The following is a 5,067-nucleotide window of genomic DNA, read 5'->3' as shown; positions in this document are numbered from 1 at the left end:
CCCTGTGCGCATTGCTGCGTGTGTAGGTCTGGTCTATTGATCCCGTGGTCTGCGGGGGGCCTTATCCCACTTGGATGGGTGAGAAGCCTGGTCTTGGAGAAGGTTTCCCGCTTAGATGCTTTCAGCGGTTATCCTGTCCGAACGTGGCTATCCAGCGGTGCCCCTGGTGGGACAACTGGTGCACCAGAGGTTCGTCCGTCCCGGTCCTCTCGTACTAGGGACAGGTTTCCTCAAGCTTCTGACGCGCGCGGCGGATAGAGACCGAACTGTCTCACGACGTTCTAAACCCAGCTCGCGTGCCGCTTTAATGGGCGAACAGCCCAACCCTTGGGACCTGCTCCAGCCCCAGGATGCGACGAGCCGACATCGAGGTGCCAAACCATCCCGTCGATATGGACTCTTGGGGAAGATCAGCCTGTTATCCCCGGGGTACCTTTTATCCGTTGAGCGACACCCCTTCCACTCGGGGGTGCCGGATCACTAGTCCCGACTTTCGTCCCTGCTTGACATGTCCGTCTTGCAGTCAAGCTCCCTTGTGCACTTGCACTCGCCACCTGATTGCCGTCCAGGTTGAGGGAACCTTTGGGCGCCTCCGTTACATTTTGGGAGGCAACCGCCCCAGTTAAACTACCCGCCAGGCACTGTCCCTGAACCCGGTTCAGGGTTCGAGGTTAGAAGCCCAATACGATCAGAGTGGTATTTCAACGACGACTCCGCCCACACTGGCGTGCGGGTTTCACAGTCTCCCACCTATCCTACACAAACCGTATCGGACTCCAATACCAAGTTGTAGTGAAGGTCCCGGGGTCTTTTCGTCCTGCCGCGCGTAACGAGCATCTTTACTCGTAGTGCAATTTCGCCGAGTCTATGGTTGAGACAGCTGAGAAGTCGTTACGCCATTCGTGCAGGTCGGAACTTACCCGACAAGGAATTTCGCTACCTTAGGATGGTTATAGTTACCACCGCCGTTTACTGGGGCTTAAATTCTCCGCTTCACCCTTGCGGGTTAACGGGTCCTCTTAACCTTCCAGCACCGGGCAGGCGTCAGTCCGTATACCTCGTCTTGCGACTTCGCACGGACCTGTGTTTTTAGTAAACAGTCGCTTCTCACTGGTCTCTGCGACCCCCACCAGCTCCCCACGCAAGGTGGTTCACCAGTGCGGGCCCCCCTTCTCCCGAAGTTACGGGGGCATTTTGCCGAGTTCCTTAACCATAGTTCTCTCGTACGCCTCGGTATTCTCTACCTGACCACCTGTGTCGGTTTGGGGTACGGGCCGTGTGTGTCCTCGCTAGAGGCTTTTCTCGGCAGCATAGGATCACCGAATTCACCTCATCCGGCTATGCATCACCTCTCGGACTGTTGTGACATCCGGATTTGCCTAGATGTCGTCCTACCGGTTTGCCCCAGTGTTACCACTGACTGGTACGGCTACCTTCCTGCGTCACCCCATCGCTTACCTACTACCAGAGAAGATCCCACGCAGCCCCCCACCGCCACACACCCCGAAGGGTGCACGGTCGGTGAGGTTTTGGATGGTTAGTACCTCTGCTTCGGCATGGACGGCCACACACGGGTACGGGAATATCAACCCGTTGTCCATCGACTACGCCTGTCGGCCTCGCCTTAGGTCCCGACTCACCCTGGGCGGACTGGCCTGGCCCAGGAACCCTTGGTCTTCCGGCGGGCAAGGTTCTCACTTGCCTTATCGCTACTCATGCCTGCATTCTCACTCCCCACCCCTCCACAACAGATCACTCTGCTGCTTCACCGAAATGGGGACGCTCCCCTACCCAAACCCACCTGACGGTGAATTTGCCGCGGCTTCGGCGGTGTGCTTGAGCCCCGCTACATTATCGGCGCACAATCACTTGACCAGTGAGCTATTACGCACTCTTTCAAGGGTGGCTGCTTCTAAGCCAACCTCCTGGTTGTCTTCGCGACTGCACATCCTTTCCCACTTAGCACACGCTTAGGGGCCTTAGCCGGCGATCTGGGCTGTTTCCCTTTCGACGCACGGAGCTTATCCCCCGCCGTCTCACTGCCACACTGAACCTTGTCGGCATTCGGAGTTTGGCTGACGTCAGTAACCTAGTAGGGCCCATCGGCCATCCAGTAGCTCTACCTCCAACAAGAACCATGCGACGCTGCACCTAAATGCATTTCGGGGAGAACCAGCTATCACGGAGTTTGATTGGCCTTTCACCCCTACCCACAACTCATCCCCTCAGTCTTCAACCTAAGTGGGTTCGGGCCTCCACGCGGTCTTACCCGCGCTTCACCCTGGCCATGGGTAGATCACCCCGCTTCGGGTCCAGAACACACCACTACACCCCCACAACAGGGGATACGCCCTCTTCAGACTCGCTTTCGCTGCGGCTACCCCACCCGGGTTAACCTCGCGACATGTCCCTGACTCGCAGGCTCATTCTTCAAAAGGCACGCCATCACCCCACCACGGAGGCTTTGACGGCTTGTAGGCACACGGTTTCAGGTACTCTTTCACTCCCCTCCCGGGGTACTTTTCACCATTCCCTCACGGTACTTATCCGCTATCGGTCATCAGGAAGTATTCAGGCTTACCGGGTGGTCCCGGCAGATTCACAGCAGATTCCACGGGCCCGCTGCTACTCGGGTATTTGTGACAACAGATGACATGCTTTCGCCTACGGGATTCTCACCCTCTACGACAGACCATCCCAGGCCACTTCGACTAACACATCATTTTCTGACTGCCGCTTGAGCCGGCGGACCCAAGACCACAAACCCCACAACACCGCACACACAACCCCCGCCGGGTATCACCATGCGCGCGGTTTAGCCATCCTCCGCGTTCGCTCGCCACTACTAACGGAATCACACTTGTTTTCTTCTCCTACGGGTACTGAGATGTTTCACTTCCCCGCGTTCCCCCCCACTGCCTATACATTCAGCAGTGGGTGACACGACATCACTCGTGCCGGGTTACCCCATTCGGACATCCTCGGATCCACGCTCGGTTGACAACTCCCCGAGGCATATCGCAGCCTCCCACGTCCTTCATCGGCCCCTGATGCCAAGGCATCCACCATGCGCCCTAACACACTTACACACACAAAACACTCAACAAAAAGCACAAAGACTAAACTTCAGCCTTTCGCTAGATGCTCGCAACCACTATCCAACACTCAAACACCACACCCCACCACCAAAGCGAGGCGACAACAACCCACCCCCACCCGGGGGCACAAACGGGCCTGTTGTCTCAGGACCCAACAGTGTGTTCGGTGAGCGCCGGCACCAATAATCCCCGACCGACGACTTCGCTTGCTGCGCACCCAACCCGGCGCCACTACAACGCAGGGTTCCTCACGACATACCGACACCCGATGCGCCGGCACTTCACGTGGTGCTCCTTAGAAAGGAGGTGATCCAGCCGCACCTTCCGGTACGGCTACCTTGTTACGACTTCGTCCCAATCGCCGATCCCACCTTCGACAGCTCCCTCCGGCGAACCGGTTAGGCCACTGGCTTCGGGTGTTACCGACTTTCATGACGTGACGGGCGGTGTGTACAAGGCCCGGGAACGTATTCACCGCAGCGTTGCTGATCTGCGATTACTAGCGACTCCGACTTCACGGGGTCGAGTTGCAGACCCCGATCCGAACTGAGACCGGCTTTGACAAGGATTCGCTCCACCTCACGGCATCGCAGCCCTTTGTACCGGCCATTGTAGCATGTGTGAAGCCCTGGACATAAGGGGCATGATGACTTGACGTCATCCCCACCTTCCTCCGAGTTGACCCCGGCAGTCTCTCACGAGTCCCCGCCATCACGCGCTGGCAACATGAGACAAGGGTTGCGCTCGTTGCGGGACTTAACCCAACATCTCACGACACGAGCTGACGACAGCCATGCACCACCTGCACACAGGCCACAAGGGAACGCCTATCTCTAGACGCGTCCTGTGCATGTCAAACCCAGGTAAGGTTCTTCGCGTTGCATCGAATTAATCCACATGCTCCGCCGCTTGTGCGGGCCCCCGTCAATTCCTTTGAGTTTTAGCCTTGCGGCCGTACTCCCCAGGCGGGGTACTTAATGCGTTAGCTACGGCACGGATCCCAAGGAAGGAAACCCACACCTAGTACCCACCGTTTACGGCGTGGACTACCAGGGTATCTAATCCTGTTCGCTCCCCACGCTTTCGCTCCTCAGCGTCAGTTACTGCCCAGAGACCCGCCTTCGCCACCGGTGTTCCTCCTGATATCTGCGCATTCCACCGCTACACCAGGAATTCCAGTCTCCCCTGCAGTACTCTAGTCTGCCCGTATCGCCCGCACGCCCACAGTTAAGCTGTGGCATTTCACGAACAACGCGACAAACCACCTACAAGCCCTTTACGCCCAGTAATTCCGGACAACGCTCGCACCCTACGTATTACCGCGGCTGCTGGCACGTAGTTGGCCGGTGCTTCTTCTCCACCTACCGTCACCACAACACACGCTGCGGCTTCGTCAATGGTGAAAGAGGTTTACAACCCGAAGGCCGTCATCCCCCACGCGGCGTCGCTGCATCAGGCTTGCGCCCATTGTGCAATATTCCCCACTGCTGCCTCCCGTAGGAGTCTGGGCCGTATCTCAGTCCCAGTGTGGCCGGACACCCTCTCAGGCCGGCTACCCGTCGAAGCCTTGGTAGGCCATCACCCCACCAACAAGCTGATAGGCCGCGGGCCCATCCCACACCGCAAAAGCTTTCCCCCACCAGGCCATGCGACCAGCAGGGTGTATTCGGTATTAGACCCAGTTTCCCAGGCTTATCCCAAAGTGCAGGGCAGATCACCCACGTGTTACTCACCCGTTCGCCACTCGAGCACTCCCGAAAGAGCCTTTCCGTTCGACTTGCATGTGTTAAGCACGCCGCCAGCGTTCGTCCTGAGCCAGGATCAAACTCTCCAAACAAAAAACCGTCCAGAGAAACATCTGGCAAAACAACACCACACCCCAACACGGGGACGTCAGAGCATGGCAAAAACAAAAAACAACAAACAAAAACCACCAAACACACTATTGAGTTCTCAAACAACACACCCG

At 57.5% G+C, this 5,067-nt stretch carries 2 rRNA genes; both read right to left on the bottom strand.

Annotated elements, in window-relative coordinates:
• Nucleotides 1-3,089 (bottom strand): 23S ribosomal RNA (locus AC5Y39_RS21130); the annotation flags it as partial.
• A gap of 308 nt (nucleotides 3,090-3,397) precedes the next feature.
• Nucleotides 3,398-4,935 (bottom strand): 16S ribosomal RNA (locus tag AC5Y39_RS21125).
• Between the last annotated feature and the right edge of the window lie 132 nt (nucleotides 4,936-5,067).

The sequence above is a fragment of the Mycobacterium sp. NGS39 genome (assembly GCF_059812765.1).
This window is presented reverse-complemented; position numbering and strand designations above follow the sequence as displayed.